General features: G+C 44.5%; 8 protein-coding genes. 4 read left to right on the forward strand and 4 right to left on the reverse strand.

Translation table 11 applies throughout. From position 1 onward, the window contains the following. Window positions 1-4: 4 nt before the first annotated feature. From ACTCNA_RS09015 to ACTCNA_RS09025, 3 genes are read left to right on the forward strand one after another with little or no spacing between them, the layout of a single operon-like run. Window positions 5-1576, forward strand: coding sequence for a polyprenyl synthetase family protein (locus tag ACTCNA_RS09015; RefSeq protein ID WP_462947579.1), 1572 nt, complete (start codon window positions 5-7; stop codon window positions 1574-1576). A gap of 9 nt (window positions 1577-1585) precedes the next feature. Continuing rightward, window positions 1586-2416 carry a hypothetical protein gene (locus ACTCNA_RS09020; protein WP_462947580.1) on the forward strand — a complete coding sequence of 277 codons (831 nt, stop codon included), beginning with the start codon at window positions 1586-1588 and terminating at the stop codon, window positions 2414-2416. Between the two features lie 2 nt (window positions 2417-2418). Further along, entirely contained in the window at window positions 2419-4221 is a 1803-nt protein-coding gene (locus tag ACTCNA_RS09025) for a prenyltransferase/squalene oxidase repeat-containing protein (RefSeq protein WP_462947581.1), read from the forward strand. Window positions 4222-4227: 6 nt separating this feature from the next. On the opposite strand, the gene ACTCNA_RS09030 is transcribed toward ACTCNA_RS09025, so the two are convergent. The 4 genes from ACTCNA_RS09030 to ACTCNA_RS09045 form a co-directional block, all read right to left on the reverse strand. Continuing rightward, window positions 4228-4683 (reverse strand): RES family NAD+ phosphorylase, encoded by a 456-nt coding sequence (locus ACTCNA_RS09030; RefSeq protein ID WP_462947582.1) that lies wholly within the window; start codon window positions 4681-4683, stop codon window positions 4228-4230. Continuing rightward, window positions 4680-5171, reverse strand: coding sequence for an antitoxin Xre-like helix-turn-helix domain-containing protein (locus tag ACTCNA_RS09035; RefSeq protein ID WP_462947583.1), 492 nt, complete (start codon window positions 5169-5171; stop codon window positions 4680-4682). The genes ACTCNA_RS09030 and ACTCNA_RS09035 overlap by 4 nt, the downstream gene beginning before the upstream one ends. Window positions 5172-5279: 108 nt before the next feature. Further along, window positions 5280-6380, reverse strand: coding sequence for an alanine racemase (locus ACTCNA_RS09040; RefSeq protein WP_462947584.1), 1101 nt, complete (start codon window positions 6378-6380; stop codon window positions 5280-5282). Between the two features lie 27 nt (window positions 6381-6407). After that, the gene (locus ACTCNA_RS09045) at window positions 6408-7823 is read right to left on the reverse strand and encodes a nicotinate phosphoribosyltransferase (RefSeq protein ID WP_462947585.1); all 1416 of its coding nucleotides are present in this window, start codon (window positions 7821-7823) and stop codon (window positions 6408-6410) included. A 222-nt stretch (window positions 7824-8045) separates the two neighbouring features. Between ACTCNA_RS09045 and ACTCNA_RS09050 the strand changes: the two genes are divergently transcribed. After that, a partial coding sequence (locus ACTCNA_RS09050) for a PKD domain-containing protein (protein ID WP_462947586.1) occupies window positions 8046-16697 on the forward strand: 8652 nt, incomplete at its 3' end.

Genomic DNA, 16697 nt, shown 5'->3' on the forward strand with positions numbered 1-16697 from the left:
AAAAATGATTGAAACAAATCGAATACTGAGAGTACCCCCAAAGAAAAGTGTCCGCGATAATTTGCGGAAACAGGTGGCGTTGTATGTCAGCCAAAATAAAATTTTACCCCCTTCCGATTTTGAAACCCTTGAACACCATTCAAAAATAATACTTGATAAATTGGGGGAAGATATCGAATCGCTCAGTTTTATAATTGTATTGCTTGGAAACGAAATCTGGAGGAAAACTGTTGAGGCCACTCCGTTTCACCGGCGATTGCTTTTGCTGCCGCAATGTTTGCGCGACAGTAACAAGTGCCTTGGTGAGTTTGATGACCTCGGGCTTATTTGCGCCGGTTGCAAAAACTGCCACATTGATGAAATTCTCGGGAAAGCTGAAAAACTCGGTTATACCACTTTGGTAGCCGAAGGAACAACTATGGCCATTGGATTGGTTGAAGAAGGATCGATTGATGCGGTTTTGGGAGTGAGCTGCATGCCGGTGCTGCAAAATTCATTCGGCCCGGTTACAAAAGCTGCAGTTCCTGCAATGGCAGTCCCGTTGTTGCACGATGGTTGCGAAAATACTTCAGTGGATTACGACTGGCTTTTTTCCGAAATGGAACAATATTTTGAAAATCCACGAATTCAGCCTCTTTCAGTATCGCTTTTAAAGAACAAGGTTTTGGAGATTTTTACAGAAGAAAAACTGAAAATATATTTCCCGGCAGGTAACGAAACCGAAAAGCTGGCCTTACAGAGCATGGCAACGGGAGGCCACCGTATGCGCCCGTTGCTTTCGTTGCTGGCTTACCAGTCTTATGCCAATGAAGTTTCTGACGAAATCCAGTCGGGGATGGCGGTAATTATTGAATGTTTTCACAAGGCATCGCTGGTTCACGATGATATTGAAGACGACGAGGATTTTCGTTACAATCAGCCCGCGCTGCATAAAAGTGAAGGAATTTCCACTGCCATAAACACCGGCGATTATCTCATTGGCAAAGGATACCGGCTGCTGGCAGAAATGCCTTGCGAGCCTGATGTTAAAGCGGAGTGTTTGAAAATTGTTGCAGCTTCGCACCTTAAACTTGCGGAAGGACAGGGGGCTGATATTTTGCTGACGCGTCACATGGCCAAAAAATCAGTGGAGGAAGTGCTGAAAATTTTTGAGCAGAAAACCGGCGAAGGTGTTAAGGTGGCATTGTTAATGGGTGCCATTGCCGGGAAAGCGCCGGAAAATGAGATGGAAGTTTTATCGCGTTTTTCAGAATGGTTTGGGATTGCCTACCAAATTCGTGACGATTTGAATGAACTCAGGGAGGATAATGATTTGAAACACGCTTTCGATTTTCCTTTCCTGCTGGCACTGCTCAATCGCGACATGAATGGCGAATCTCCTTCGTTTTCAGAAGTATTGGATCCGCGGAATTTTGATATGCTTTCCGGTTATTTCAAACAGTTTACCGTTGAGGAGAAAGCAGAAAAATACCTTGCCGAATACATCGAAAAATGTCATTCTGAGCTCAACAAGCTTCAGAATAAGAAACTCCGATTGAGTTTATACGGTTTAATGGGGAAGATTTTTAAATCGTAGCACAATAAAATGCAGCCATCATACTTTCCATTATATAAACAGTTTATTTCCGAAATTGAAAAAGGTTTTTCATTGCTCGATGAAACCAGTAAAACGGAACTGAAAAACTTTGTAAAAGGCCAGCAGCTTGCCAGCGGGGCTTTTGCCGACCGCGCCGGCCAGCCCGACCTTTACTACTCCTTATTTGGGGCATGGATGGCAGAGGCTTTTCATTTGAAGCCTCAGAAAGAAAAACTGAAAAGATTTATTCAGGACATTAACCCGGAAAAGAGAAAGAAGATCGACAGGTTTGCCATTCTGTTGATTCGGATTATTTTTCAGGAAAAAGAAGTGGAGAAGCCCTCGTTTTTTTCATTTTCAAAGTTTGTATTGGATGGGAAACTGTCCATAAATCCGGCTTACCAGGCATTTCTTTTTTTACTGACCTTTGATGCGTTGTACGGGAAAAACAAAAGTTTATATTTCATTTTAAAAACCCTGCTTACTTTTTACCGTCTTCCGGAAAGTGTTCCTTCCGGATTTGTGGCCGCATTGCTGGCGGCAAAATATTTGGCCGGAATGAATGTGGAAAAACAGAAGGCGGAATTGCTTTCGTATTTTGAAGAAGGAAAAGGGGTTAAAGTTTTTAAAGAAACAAAAAATGCGGATTTGCTTTCAACAGCAGTGGCGCTTTTTGCGCTGAAGAAAGCTGGTGCCGATTTGCGCCTGGTGGCCCCGGATGCTTTTCAACTGGTTCAACAAAATTATGCAGAAGGTGCTTTTTTGTCGGGTGACGGAGATTTAACACGCGATTTGGAATATACATTTTACGGTTTGCTAACTTTGGGGACACTTTCATAAATATGGATCAAAAACATTTACAAAACAGGTTAAAAGAAGTGGGGCGGTTTGTTGCAACAGAACTCAAACCGGAAGGTTACTGGGAAGGAAAACTGTCGTCAAGCGCGCTGGGAGTTGCTGTTGCAGTGGCTGCTTTGCACTTCGACAATAAAAAAAAGCATGCACCGGAAATCAAGGCAGGAATCCAATGGCTGCAGAAAAACATCAATACCGATGGCAGTTATGGCGACACCCCCGAAAGCCCGGGGAATGTGAGCACCAGCCTGTTGGTTTACGCGGCTTTAAATTTGTACGCATTCGTGGATCAATCGGTAAAAGCAACCCAAAGTCAGATTGAGACTTACCTGAACGCACAAAAAATTGATGTGGCCTCGTCGCAGGTGGCTGAATTTATTTTGGAACATTACCAAAATGATTACACTTTCTCTGTTCCAATTCTTGCCATGTGCGGGCTGTGCGGCGTTCCCGATGAAAGTGCTTTCCGGCACATCCCGCAGCTACCTTTTGAATTGTCGTTAATGCCGCGCCGGTTTTACCGGTTGCTCAACCTCAGTGTGGTAAGTTATGCCATCCCGGCACTGGTGGCGGTTGGCATTGTCATATTCAAAAAGAAAAAATCAAATTTGTTTTGGCGTGTCGTAAGGCGTTTTTCCATAAAAAAAGCTATGCGTATTTTACACCGCATGCTGCCCGAAAGCGGTGGTTACCTGGAAGCTATTCCATTAACTGCTTTTGTTGCATTAAGCCTTTTGAATTCCGGTTACGGCGATACTGAGGTGGTGAAAAAAGGCATCCGGTTTTTGAAAAACACCCAGCGCAACGACGGAAGCTGGCCCATTGATGTAGATTTGTCTTCCTGGGTAACATCTCTTTCTGTAAAAGCTTACCGGTTGAGTTTAACTGCTTTTATTACCACAGATCAGCAGGATAGAATTGCCGATCATTTTAAATTAATTCAAAATGACAAAGTGCACCCGTTTAACGGAACCGGGCCGGGAGGCTGGGGCTGGACAAATTACCCCGGATCAGTACCCGACGGCGACGATACGCCCGGCACCATTCTTGCGCTGTTAAAACTTCAACCCAAAAACAAGGTAAAAAAAGAGGTACTCGACGCGGTTAAATGGCTGGGGAAATTGCAAAATAACGACGGTGGTTTCCCAACATTTTCAAGAGGCTGGGGCAAACTACCGTTTGACCAAAGCTGTTCCGATTTAACCGGGCATTGCCTGCTGGCAGTTTCTGCAGTCAGGGAAACCTACAACCACGATTTGAGAAAACGGGAAATCAGGAAGCTTGAAAAAATTGCAGCCGGAGCACTTGCGTTCCTGAAAAAACACCAGCGGGAAGATGGCAGTTGGCTGCCCCTTTGGTTTGGCAACCAGCTAACGCCCGACCACAAAAATCCTGTTTATGGTACGGCAAAAGTGGTTACCTATTTAAAAGATGCGCTGGCGCACCAGTGGCTTCCTGAAAATACACGTATCCAGTTAAAACGGATGGTACAAAAAGGCAATGAATTTCTTGTTTCAGTACAGAATGAAGACGGTAGCTGGGGAGGCGGCAAATCAATTCCCGGCACTATGGAAGAAACAGCCCTGGCCGTGTCGGCACTATCATCCAAAGAGAATCTGGAGATTTGTTATTCAGGATTAAACTGGCTCGACCGTTTTTATACTGAAAATGGATTTAAAGCAGCGCCCATCGGACTTTATTTTGCATCGCTTTGGTACGACGAAAAAATGTATCCTGTTACATCTTATCTCGAAGCCATTTCAAGGGTGCTGGAAGTGAAACAGTCATAGCCGGTTCTATTTTATTATTCGTTTGTCAAGCTTTAAAGGATAAATCTCCCAGGTTATTTTACTGAAGTTTTTGGCCAGCGGGTTAATGATGTAATTAAATGAAGTTTTATCAACTACTGAAGGGACAGCAAAACAAACAATCCCCGATTGAATCAACTCATTTCCAAACTGCTGAGAAGATTTGGTGAATGGAATAGCGTCCCAGTTGGCAGGCAATTCATTTTTCGGAATTTTTTTGATTAACCGGTAGGGGCAGTCAAATTCCATAATACTGTATAAAATATAGCGTTCAGAAGAAAAAAGTTCGGGGTCAACCGTTAGCCTTTCCAGCAATGCCGAAGCAATAGTTGAACTGGCATACAAAACAGGATGTCCGGCAAAGTTCCACCGGCCACCATATAATTTTGCACCCTCGCCGCTTACGTCGCAAAATTCTGTACGTGCAATACGGTAAATTATCATATTGCTACGCCGTGTTGCAGCCGCATAATTTCAGCTTTTAGCAGCATTACACCTTCAGATACATCAATTAATTCGATGGGTTTTCGGTTGCCAATACTAAACAGTGGCCTATCCATCCAATGTCTGAACCCTTCCTCCCCAAAATAGGAAATTCCCAGCGCGTACAATTCGGCAAGTTCATACATTTTTTCCGATTGAATAACATCGAATATTTGTTTTCGCTGAATGGTTTTTGAAGAAACGCCCAGCGCTTTGGCAAGTGTATTATTGTCGAGCCCTGTAACCTCCTTCAGTTTTTCAAATGATTTTTTATGAAGTCCCTCCCTGAAAGTATCTACCCGGTTCAAGGGTTCAGAAAACGCATTGACATTTACTCCCAAAATGGCAGGTGCAGTCAATAAATGTTCGCGTTGGTATGCCATAGCTACTGCCGGTTCGGTAGCTTTTGGGGTTTCTTTTTCCTGTTTTTTGTATTTTTTTGAATTCATTTCATCGGATATTTGTCCACTAATATACGGAAAAATGTCCGGAGTTTAAATTTTTTACTCCATTTTTTTGAGAATTTTAATTGCGAATGGGGGAGCCTGAGTAAAGCATTAAGTATTTATCATGGGAATTTCTTCCCCTTCGGTGGTGAGGTAGCTGCCGGCCAGATTTGCTGTCAGGCACGAATGGATGGGGATAATTTCAATTAAATCGCCCACATTGATTAAATGAAAATTTTTCTGTGAAACTCTCAAAATGCCATGCTCCTGCGAAAGTCGCATAACGTAGTTCCTTTCTCCGAGCATCGTTTTTTTCCCGTCAATACTAATTACAATTCTTCCGTAATAGGGTTTTGCAGACACATTCAGCAAAAATTCTTTCGAGAGGTGAATGGCACCGCCATAAATTACAATCTCGTTGCGTGAAGGGTGTTTCGAAACAACGGGGCAAACCAACCGAACGGCAATATCGTCAAAATCGCATACACCGAGGCTTTGTTGCATTAAATCATAAAAAACAAAGTTGCCCGGACGTATTTCGTCAATGCCGTTAAAGTTGGTACAAAGTGTACACGAAGGTGTATCGCCAAGGCTAACTTCAATGTCAGGATGTTTGGTGCTGAAACGCCTTTTCAGCGATTGCATTTTCAGCAAGGCATCATAATGGCTGCTGAAAATTTCATCGGTTGACCGCGCGTAATATGTTTGCCCGGTATGCGACAAAAATCCTTTAAATTTTAGCTTTTTATTTTTGGTGAGAATTTGGATTACGTTGTCGATTAAGCCTGTCCTGGAGGATGAGTTAATTCCCGTCCGGTTATGGCCGGTATCAATTTTCACATAAACTCCAAGCGGGTGGCTTATTTTGTTTGCCAAAGCCGTTGCCCCCTCTTTGTTTTCCACCAGTACGTTCAGTTTAATACTGGCAGCCAGCCGGTTGATGTTGTTAATTTCCAGAATGTTTACAGGAAAAGCAATGGTAATATCGTCCCAGCCATGTTTAAAGAAATATTCGGCCATTTTTACTGACGAAACAGTTATGGCTTCAACACCGAACAAGCGGAACCACTCACCAATAACTGCCGACTGATGTGTTTTAAAATGCGGTCTGAAGCGAAGCTGGTAATCATTAGCTTTCTGGGCCATTTTTTCAATGTTGTGCAGGCATTTTTCTTTGTCGATAACCAGCGTGGGACGAATAATTTTTTTCATACTCTCTCTCTCTCTCTCTCGTTTTTTTTATTCCAACTTTTTGGCCAGTTCGTTGCGGGCTTTCATCAATTTTTCAGAAATACCCACCTTGTAAATGTGAGGGCTTATAAACCGTTTGTGCTCATCGGGAAGGAGGGCAGAACGTTCGAGAAGGAATTTGTGGATTTCGATTGGCGGTTTTTTATCTGTAATATCCCGGCCATCTTTCACAACCAACTGTAAAAGCGGTTGTTTGTTGCAGTTTTTCACATTGGTAAAGCGGTCGGAGTAAACAGGGTGGAAAATAAATTCCAGTTCATTTTCTTTTTCATTGGCCAGAGCAACGGTGTCGCGGTAGAAAAAACCTTCTTCATCCAAACACCGGTAAACCTGTTTTTTGCAGGGGAGTGTAACCTTTTCGATGTTTTCCGATTTTTTCATCCTGGGCTGTCCGTTAACTTCCGCAAGTTTATAAACACCGTCGAGGGCAGCATCACTTTTCCCGGTCACGAGTTCTGTACCAATTCCAAAAGCATCGATGGCTGCATTCTGGTCCTTCAGCAAACTTTTTACAACATGTTCATTGAGTTGATTCGATGCAATAATTGTCACATATTCAAGTCCAGCTGCGTCGAGCATTTTACGGGCTCTTTTGCTCAGGTAGGCCAGGTCACCGCTGTCGAGCCGTATGGCTTTCAGTTTTTCATTGCGGCTTTCCATCTCCTTTGCAACTTTAATAGCATTAGGCACACCCAATTTTAAAGTGTCGTAGGTGTCAACAAGCAGAATAGCATTTTCGGGATGTGCCTGTGCATAAATTCGGAATGCTTCCAGCTCACTGTCGAAACTTTGAATCCAGGAATGGGCTTGTGTTCCGGAAACAGGAATGTCGAATAATTTACCTGCCAGCACGTTGGAGGTAGAGGAAGCTCCGCCGATGATGGTAGCGCGGCTGGCATGCAGTGCACCTAATCCTTGCGCGCGCCTCAATCCGAAATCAGTAAACATGCGGTCGCCTGCTACCAGCTTAATGCGAAAGGCTTTTGTGGCAATCAACGATTCAAAATTCAGGATATTAAGCAACAGGCTTTCAATGAGCTGACATTCGATAATCGTTCCTTCAACCTGCAAAACAGGCTCGTTTGCAAATGCAATTTCGCCTTCCTGCATGCTCATGATATTTCCTGAAAAGTGAAAATTTTTCAGGTAATCCAGAAATTTATTTTTAAATCCCTGTTTTTTAAGATATTGAATGTCAGAATCGCTGAAGGTGAAATTGTTGAGAAATTCCAGGAAATCCTGCAACCCTGCAAAAACGGTGAATCCTCCTTTATACGGGTTGGTTCGAAAAAAGTAGTTGAAAGCGGCGGATTCATTTTTTTTCCCGCAATAGAAATATCCCTGAGCCATGGTAAGCTCATAATAGTCTGTGTAAAGCCCCCAAGTCTGAGATAATAATGACATTTACATTATTTTAATTGCTTAAATATAGCTAAGATTATATTTTACAAAAAATTATTGGCAATAAATTTTTTATAATATTCGAATAAGGGTTTTGGATAGTACAATTACATTTCTATTTTTGCATATTCAGTTCAGTTATTTATCAAAAAAAAAACCTGCAAGTATTTTTTCTGTAATAGATTTCCTTGCAATATTTTGATGTAAAATTTAGTTGAGCCAGATATGAAAAATTCTACCACGCCCGCCGGAGGTGTTAAAAACCAACTCCTCAATGTATTTTTATTTGTTTTGTTTCTTTTTGCAATTACCGGGGTTCAGGCCCAAAATTGTGGGGTAAATGCGGGTTTGCCGCAAACCATTTGTGCTGATGAACCCCTTACTTTAAGGGGTAATGCTGATGGCCTTCTGGCAGGATCAGTTAATTGGTCGCAAATAAGCGGGCCTTCTGCTAACATTTTGTCACCTGAAAATACCGAGACAGAGGTTACAGGCCTTATCGGTGGCAATACCTACGTATTTAGAATTTCTGCTAATTGTACCGATGGTTCCTACGTATTTCAGGACGTTGATGTAACCGTAAATATTGCGCCTGAAGCAGATGCCGGTTCCGACGAAATTTACTGTCCTGGAACTTATAATTTAAGTGGAAGTTCTGTTCCTGCGGGTGGCAGTGGTGCCTGGACAATCGAGGGCAGCAATGGAGCGGGGTTAAATATTAGTTCTCCCGGTACACCAACTTCTTCGATTACCTTACCCGACGACGAAGCAGGTTCTACAACCCTCCGCTGGACAGTAACCCTCGGAGATTGTTCAACCTTCGATGAAGTTATTATTACCAACAGGGGAGGGGTTACCTCAGTTGATGCCGGCCTCGATCAGACTTTAAGTAATTGCTTTTCGGCTACAACCTCAACAAACATGGCTGGAACCTTCGATGGTGACAATATTGACGGCCAAACTGGTTTATGGACGGTTGTGAGTGGGCCTTCCATTCCAGTTATTAATAATCCCTCATCAAATAATACAGCTATCAGCGGTCTGGTTGAGGGAACCTATGTTTTTCGCTGGACAGTAACCGGACCTTGTGCTTCCGGCTCCGATTTGGTTACAGTGACCGTGCCGCCACCTGCCGGTAGTGTAAGTAATACTTCCATCTCGCCAAATAATCCTACCTATTGCGATGGAAGGACTTCACAAGTACTTACCGGTTCCCAACCGCTTTATGCCAACGAAACGATTTTGTGGGAACAAACTTCCGGTCCTTCGGGTGTTACCATCCAAAACCCAAACAGTTCCTCAACACTGGTTAGCGGGTTGGATGGAAGCAGTAGTTATACATTCAGATATACAATTGAAAACAACATAACTGGTTGTTCCAGCTCATCTGCAACCACCATCAGTTATGGCATTCCTCCTGTGTTGACTATCGCATCATCTTCTCCTTTGATTCTCGGATGTGACGAAACAACGGCAGAGATTGAATTCACGCAATCAGGACCCGGTGCTGTTCAATATAGTATTCTAAGCGGACCTGATGGAGTTTTTTCTTACCCAACCTCCTACACCAACGCAGGTTCTTCTCCGCTTTCCATTGTCGGACTTTCCGCCGACGGGACCTATCGTGTTAGTATTCGAAAAGGTACTGCAGGTGCTGCCTGTGCCCCTGTTTATGCCACGATTGATATTGTCGTTTCAGGAAGTCCGGTAGGAGCCAATGCCGGTACCGATCAATTTGTTGCATGTAATGTTTCTCAAACCACATTAGCAGCAAATGTTATTCAGCCCGATGAAACAGGAATTGGGCAATGGACTCAGGTTAGCGGGCCAAATACTGCCACTATTGCTGATCCTTTAAATGCCAACAGCCAGGTAACCGGTTTGGTTAATGGCTTGTATGTATTCCGATGGCTGGTTACCGGAGGCGATGAATGTGCCCCTGCTCAGGATGATGTTGAGGTTAGAGTTGCGAGTATGCAGCCTGATCCGGCCACTGCAACAGGCCCGGTCGATGATGTTTGTGCAGGTTCCCCGGTAGTTCTGGAAGGGCGCGAACCCATATTGAATGAAACAGGTACGTGGACACTCGAATCAACCAACCCTGCAACAACCAACCCTGTAACATTTAGCCCTGATATTAATAGCCCAACCGTGGTTGTTGACGGACTTGATCCTTCTACTGAATATACATTCCGCTGGACAATAGAAAATGGCTGTGGAACTCAGTCTGCAGATGTTGTTGTAACAACTACAGCCGAAATGGGACCGGTTGCTGCTGATGCAGGTTCTGACCAGTGTTTTCCCTCCAGTACCACGTCTGTAACGCTGCAAGGTAACGATCCTGCTCGGGGAACCGGTAGTTGGACCGTTGTTTCCGGGCCTAATACCCCAACTTTTTCAGATGCAACATTATACAATACAGATGTAACAGGTTTAACCAACGGAACGTACGAATTTGAATGGACCATATCTTATGGTACAGGATGCGTTGATACAAAAGACAGGGTAACCATTACTGTTTGGGATATTACCCCTGCCAATGCAGGTGCAGATAGGGATATTTGCGGAACGTCAACTACATTTGACGCGAATGCTGCTGCCGCGGAAGAAACAGGTGAGTGGAGTCAGGTTTCCGGCCCGGCAGGTTATGAGATTTCAGATATAAACGATCCAAATGCTACAATAACCGGGCTGATTGACGGCGCTTATGTGTTTAGATGGACTATTTCCAATGGGGCCTGTTCCTCCTTTGATGACGTGAAACTAAGGGTCTCCACTACCGTTCCTTCCATTGCCGATGCCGGCACCGTGAACGATGTATGCGGATCAACATCTGTAACATTGAATGCCAACACACCAACTGAGGGCGCTGGTTTGTGGTCAATTGTAAGCGCACCCAATACGCCTGCTTTCACGAATCCCACTTCGCCAAACACAGATGTTGCCGGGTTAATTCCCGGAACCTACACATTCCGATGGACCATTTCGGGTGGAACATACTGTACTCCTTCAACTGATGATGTTACTTTTACGGTTTATCCTGTTGCTGATGCCGGCTCTGATGCAAGTTACTGCGATGCAGTGGCTGTCAATCTTAACGGAACGGTTAATAGTACCGGAACCTGGAAATATGTTTCTGGTCCAACTGGATACACCTTAACGACAAATGCCCCCAATGCTGCAACAGTAACCGATTTAACCACCGGAGTGTATGTTTTCAGTTATACTATCCCTGCTCAGGGAGATTGCCCGGAATCAACCGATGAAGTGACCATTACGAACCTGAATACTACCGATGCTGCAGTAATTACAGGGCCGGCCACTACAGAATATTGTGATGATCAGGCAGGAGATGTGTCTTTTGCGCTGCAGGCTGATGCTCCGGGAGTTGGCACCGGAAGCTGGTCGAAAGTGAGCGGGCCGGCAGTCTCATTTGACGACGCCGGAAACAATGTCACTGATGTTACATTAACCGGAGGCCCCGGCATCTATCTTTTCCGCTGGACAGTTACCAATGGTACCTGCAACAGTTACGACGAAATTACCATAACGAATTATGCTCCGCCAACAATTGCCAATGCCGGCACTGATCAAACTGCTGTTTGCGGTTTTGAGACGGTTATGGATGCCAACCTGCCGGATGACGGTCTTGGTACTTGGACACAAATTAGCAAACCAGCAGGAGCGGCAGATGCTGTTATCGAATCACCCATTTTGCCCAATACTGTCATATCTGGAATGGAAGAAGGAACTTATGTTTTCGAATGGACCATTACCAACGGACCGGTTTGTACACCCAGTTCCGATCAGGTAACCATAACTACCCTGCAACCACCAACACCTGCCAATGCAGGGCCAGATCAGGAGCTGTGCAATCTAACCAGCACTACTCTGGCGGCAAATGAACTAACATTCGGAACAGGAACATGGTCACAGGTTTCCGGGCCAACGACTGTCTCATTTGACAACGTAAATGTCAGAAATACCACAGTAAGTAATCTTGATCCTGGTTCTGTTTCAGGAACGTATGTTTTGCGCTGGACTACTACTCTTAATGGCTGTACTTCAGAAGATGAAGTTACCATTACCATCTGGGCACAACCCACAACTGCATCGGCAACAGATATTACCAAGTGCCTTTATGAACCTGTAAATCTGACAGGCAACACGCCAATCGTTGGGACGGGCCAATGGATCCAAACCAGCGGTGCACCTATAATTATTGAAGATCCTGCTTCCCCGACATCTGCGTTACTCGGTTTAACTGCCGGAAACTACGAATTTACCTGGACCATCAGCAATGGTCCTGTTTGTCCGCAAAGTCAGGCTATTGCCAATGTAACAATCAATCCGCTTCCAACCGTTGCAGATGCAGGAACCGACCAATTTTTGTGCAATGTTGACAACACTACATTGGCAGGCAACACCCCTACTGAAGGTACCGGAACCTGGTCTTTTGTAAGCGGAGAGACCGGGGCAACTATCACAGACGAAAACAACCCAACAACAACAGTCATTAACATACCTGAAGGAACCCATCGCTTGCGTTGGACAATTAGCAATGGCGTTTGTACCGATTATTTCGATGAAATGAATATTACAAGGTATCCCGAGCTTGAAGTAACGGGCCCGATTGCCAGCGCCACCTATTGCGAAGGAGGTTCGCAAACCCTAACAGTTGTTGCGACCGGAGGCGACGGATCGGGATATACCTATCAATGGTACGAAAGTTCTTCCTCAGGAGCAACAGGAACTCCAATTGCCGGAGCTACAAATGCCTCTTATATTACCCCAACAAGTCTTTCAGTGGGTGATCATTACTTTTATGCAGAGATAACGAACTGTACAACTGTGGCATCTTCAGAAGCCCAAATAACTGTTGTTGAAGATCCGGAAGTTACAACACATCCAGTTGGAGCAGATTATTGCAGTCCCGCAACTCATACAATGTCAGTTGTAGCAACCGGTGACTCCGGAGCGGGGGCTTTGAGCTACCAGTGGCAAACAAGGTTGGGTACTTCAGGTGGCTGGTCGGATATAGGCGGTGCAACAAGCGATAGTTATACAACCCCAACCCTAACCGCAACAGCACCGAATACACTGGTAAGGCAATACCGTGTAAGGATCACGCAAACAGCTTCAGGTTGCGAAACTTTTTCTGACGCTGCAACGGTGACAGTTTATCCTGTACCTGCAGTTACAAGTGCCGCCACAAAAACGATTTGTAACAATGCAAGCACTGACTATACAATCACCAGCGATGTGCCTTCTACAACCTTTGCCTGGACTGCTGCTTTGCAGTCGGGCACTGCAACTGGATTTGCCGATGGATCGGGTTCTTATATTAACCAAACGCTTACAAACTCCACCAACTCACCTGCCGTAGTTAGATATACCATCACGCCAACCGGTACAGCACCTACCAATTGTGTTGGCTCTGAGTTTATTTTTGATGTAACTGTAAACCCAATTCCCGATGTGATTACTTCCCCCACCTCAGAAAGAATTTGCAGTACTAACGAGACCAACATTTCTTTGTCAACCAACATTACGGGTGCTTCTGTTTCCTATTCATGGACAGCGGCACTTATATCAGGTTCTGCATCTGGTTTTTCAAACAGCACGGGGAATACCATTCAGCAAACTCTTACCAATACTGGCAATACTGAAGCGGTTGTCAGGTACACTATTACTCCTGCAATCGGGAACTGTACCGGTTCGACAAATACTGTTGATGTTACTGTGAACCCATCGGGGCAGGTTAATGCTATTTCCAATCAGGTGGTTTGTAATACCGATAACACTACAGCGGTTAACTTTAGCACGACTCGTACAGATGGAACCACCACCTATGCCTGGACAAACAATAATACGTCCATTGGGCTGGCTGCATCGGGCAGCGGAGATATTTCATCTTTCATGGCCACCAATTCAGGATTCTCACCGGTAACTGCCATTATTACAGTCACACCGACCTACACAAATGATGGTGTAAGTTGTGAGGGGCCTTCAAAAGATTTTACCATCACAGTAAATCCAACTGCCCAGGTAAATGAACCTGGCGATCAGATTTATTGCAACTCTGAAAACGTAACTTTAAATTATTCAACTCAAAATACAGGAGGTACAACAACTTATTTCTGGACAAATAATAATACCGATATTGGCCTGGCAGCCTCTGGTAATGGAGATTTATCCTTTACAGCTACAAATGGTGGTACCTCACCAATTTCTGCTACAATTGAAGTAACACCAACTTTCAGTAATGAGGGGGTTGATTGTTCCGGGCCTTCCGAAACATTCACTATCACAGTTAATCCTTCAGGGCAGGTGCATGATGTGGGTGACCAGCAACTTTGCAACGGAAGTACTACCAGTGAAGTAACCTTTTCAACTGACCGAACGCCAGGAACTACTACTTATGAATGGATAAACGATACTCCTTCCATTGGACTTTCGGGATCGGGTAATGGAGATATTCCATCATTTACAGCAATTAATAATGGAACTGAAACAGTGGATGCTACAATTACGGTAACTCCTTACTATGAAGGATGTGCCGGAGCAACAGAACAATTTATTTATACAGTTTACCCAACACCTGTAGTTTCCAGCGAATCAGAAATAACCATTTGCAGCGGGGAAGCGTTAAACTATGATATAACTTCAGAAACAACAGGAACCACCTACAGCTGGACTGCCAGCAACAATGTGGGAACAGTTACCGGATTTTCTTCAAGTGGAACATCTTCTACGATTTCCGACATTCTAACAAACGCCGGAGCTGCAGATGGCAAAGTAACATATACTATTACTCCCGAAGCAAACGGCTGTCCGGGACCAGAATTTAAGCTTGAGGTAACGGTTTTAAATTGCGACCCCAAAATAGGAGTGGCCAAACAACTGGTAAGTACTAGTTATAATGAAGACGGAACTGCAGATGTATTATTCAACATTCGTGTTCAGAATTACGGAAATGTTGTTTTGGAAGATATTCAGGTTGTGGAAAATTTGGCAACAGCATTTTCAGGAAACTATGAAGTGCTGGAATTGTCAAGCACTTCGTTTGATGTAAATACTTCGTTTGACGGAGATACCGACCAAAATTTGTTAAATAATTCAGGAACCTCAAATGTGCTGGCTGTTGGTGCATCAACCGATATAATTCTGAAAGTAAAAGTATTGTTGCCGGGAAGCTACACCAACCAGGTAACTGCTTCTTCCCCGAGTTCAGGAGGAACGAGCGACACTTCGCAGAATGGTTCCGACCCGGATCCGGATGGCGATGGAGACCCTACAAATGATAATGAATTAACACCGGTGAATATTGGTTCATGTACACTTACAGCAAGTGGGATTCAAAATACTACCTGCGGAAATTCTGCCGGTGAGGTTACATTAACCGGAAGTGAAGACGGAACAATAACACTGAATGGCGTTGCACAAACTTCTCCGCATACTTACACCGATTTGCAGGCGGGCTGGTACACTGCAACATTTATTGCTGATGCAACAGGTTGTATTTCGTCAACCAGTTTTGAAATTACCAACTCGAACAGTGATTTGGCAGGCTCAGTAACTGCGCATACCGATGTTAGTTGTAATGGCGGGAATGATGGTTCCGTTACCGTTACACCAACAGGAGGAACTTCACCCTATTCTTTTGAATTAAATGGAGCATTAGAACTTGACGGAACTTTTACCGGTTTATCTGCAGGAGAATACGGAGCAAAAATTACCGACGATAATGGTTGCACCTACACGGTAAGTTTCGACATTGATGAACCCACTGAATTATTAGCTGAAATCGTCAGTTCAACGGATGTAAGCTGCAATGGCGACGCAGATGGTTCAGCCACGGTAAATGTTACTGGAGGAACGACACCTTATACATATGCATGGAATGATGGCAGTTCACAAACAACAGCAACCGCTGCAGATTTAGCAGCCGGCACTTATGAGGTGACGGTCACCGATGCCAATGGTTGCATTACCACGGCAAGTGTAACGATTGATGAACCCGATGCATTGAATATTACTTCAACTCCTGCGGTTGAGACCGACCCTGGCTGTTACGGGGAAGCAGATGGCGAGATTGACATTACAGTAACAGGCGGAACCACACCATATACATATGTTTGGAGTAACGGTCAGTCAACCGAAGATGCTACAAACCTGTCTGCCGGGAGTTACACAGTTACAGTCACCGATGCTAACGGCTGCACTATTACCGGTGGAGCTTATACCTTAGATAATCCGACAGAAGTTACATTGACGGCCAGTTCAATTGTTAATACAACCTGCAATGCTTCAGTAGGTTCCGTAGTATTAACATCGAGCGATGGTAGCGATGTAACCCTCGATGGCGTCACCCAATCGTCAGGAAGTAAATTTGAAAACCTGAGTGCTGGTTATTACACAGCCACTAGTAACGGCAGTTGTCCGGCAACCACCAGTTTTAATATCATTAGCACCGACAGCGATTTAAGTGCGACAGTTGATTTTTCGAACCCCTTATGCGAGGGGGATTTGGTAACGGCCACTGTCACCGCGACAGATGGAACAGGTTCGTACACATACAGTTTGAATGGAGGCACAGCCCAAAGCAGTGGGGTATTTAATGATTTAGGAGCCGGCAGTTACAATGTATTGGTAACCGATGCCAACAATTGCACTTACACAGTAAGTTTCGACATTGATGAACCCACTGAATTATTAGCTGAAATCGTCAGTTCAACGGATGTAAGCTGCAACGCGGGCAACGATGGTACGGCCACGGTAAATGCTACCGGCGGCACAACGCCATACACTTATTCGTGGCCAGCTTCAGCAGGAAGTCAGGCAACAGCTACAGCGACAGGATTGGCAGCGGGAACT

The organism is Tangfeifania sp., assembly GCF_055108615.1.

Excerpts from the sequence above, each read along its gene's own strand:
- ACTCNA_RS09015 (WP_462947579.1), top strand. The coding sequence starts at position 5 with ATGATTGAAACAAATCGAATACTGAGAGTACCCCCAAAGAAAAGTGTC.
- ACTCNA_RS09020 (WP_462947580.1), top strand. The coding sequence starts at position 1,586 with ATGCAGCCATCATACTTTCCATTATATAAACAGTTTATTTCCGAAATT.
- ACTCNA_RS09030 (WP_462947582.1), bottom strand. The coding sequence starts at position 4,683 with ATGATAATTTACCGTATTGCACGTACAGAATTTTGCGACGTAAGCGGC.
- ACTCNA_RS09035 (WP_462947583.1), bottom strand. The coding sequence starts at position 5,171 with ATGAATTCAAAAAAATACAAAAAACAGGAAAAAGAAACCCCAAAAGCT.
- ACTCNA_RS09025 (WP_462947581.1), top strand. The coding sequence starts at position 2,419 with ATGGATCAAAAACATTTACAAAACAGGTTAAAAGAAGTGGGGCGGTTT.
- ACTCNA_RS09045 (WP_462947585.1), bottom strand. The coding sequence starts at position 7,823 with ATGTCATTATTATCTCAGACTTGGGGGCTTTACACAGACTATTATGAG.
- ACTCNA_RS09040 (WP_462947584.1), bottom strand. The coding sequence starts at position 6,380 with ATGAAAAAAATTATTCGTCCCACGCTGGTTATCGACAAAGAAAAATGC.